Source organism: Nocardiopsis sp. TNDT3 (assembly GCF_003427465.1).
GTDB classification, from domain to species: domain Bacteria; phylum Actinomycetota; class Actinomycetes; order Streptosporangiales; family Streptosporangiaceae; genus Nocardiopsis; species Nocardiopsis dassonvillei.
Map to the genome: position 1 here is coordinate 1 of NZ_QPFC01001329.1, position 1,031 is coordinate 1,031.

Here is a 1,031-nt window from a genome sequence, read left to right on the forward strand (position 1 = left end):
GCGGAAGTAGATGGCGGGGTTGTGGTGGCCGGGGTGCAGGGGTGTGGTCAGGCCGAGTTCTTCCTTGAGTTCGCGTAGGGCGCGGTGGGTGTGGGGTGCGCGGGCGGCGGAGGCGGTGAAGAAGCCGGTGGTGTGGGTGGTGAGCCAGGCCATGACGTGGGCGCCTTCGGTGAAGGGCGGGGTGGAGTGGTGGCGGAAGACGTCGTGGACGGTGACGGTGGTGTGCGGGGGCAGGGTGGGCAGCAGGTGGTGCAGGTACCAGCGGGCGAACCAGCCCTGGTGGGTGGCGTTGATGTGCAGGTGGTCGGTGCGCGGGGGCAGGTGGGCGGTGCTGGTGCGGATGTCGCCGTGGGTGAAGGTCCAGCGGGTGCGGGCCAGGTCGGTGGGGACGTGGCGGGGTGCGTGGTCGCGGGTGTCGAAGGAGTGCAGGTGGCCGGTGCCGTTGTCGCGTAGGGCGGACAGGATCCAGGTGGTGGACCAGCCGTGGTCGGTGCCGATCTGGACGGTGTGGGCGGGGGCGTTCTCGCGCAGGAGCAGGTAGGTGATCTCGGCTTCGATGTCGTCGGTGCAGGGGCGCAGGTGGGGGTTGGCGGTGTGGTGGTGGCGCATCTGGTCGCGGACGCGGGCCAGGTCGTCGCGGTGGGTGCGGTAGAGGTGGCGGATGTGGTCGAGGTCGATGGTGGTGGGCATGTGGTTTCCCCGGGTGCGGCATGGACACGGTGTGGTTGCTGAAAGTAGCAGTGTTGTCGCCGTGTGTTCATCTGGGGGTGGGTGTGTCGTTGTGCGCGGGAGGGCTCAGCGGCCGGTGTTGGGGCGGATGAGGCCGGAGTCGTAGGCGGCTATCACGGCCTGGGTGCGGTCGCGGACGCCGAGCTTGGTGAGGATGTGGGAGACGTGGGTCTTGACGGTCTCGGTGCCCAGGAAGAGGCGGTCGGCGATCTCGGCGTTGGTGAGCCCCTGGGCCATGAGGGTGAGGGTCTGGGACTCGCGCTGGGTGAGGGTGGCCACGGCGCGGGCGGCGGGTGTGGGGG

Annotated in this window: 2 protein-coding genes; both read right to left on the reverse strand. The window is 70.0% G+C overall.

Annotated features, from left to right (window positions below):
- Positions 1-690 (reverse strand): class I SAM-dependent methyltransferase (locus DQW06_RS27455; RefSeq protein ID WP_117199577.1); only part of this gene is annotated, 690 nt, incomplete at its 3' end.
- A gap of 105 nt (positions 691-795) precedes the next feature.
- The coding region (locus DQW06_RS27460) for a response regulator transcription factor (protein ID WP_198662568.1) at positions 796-1,031 on the reverse strand (236 nt) is incomplete at its 5' end.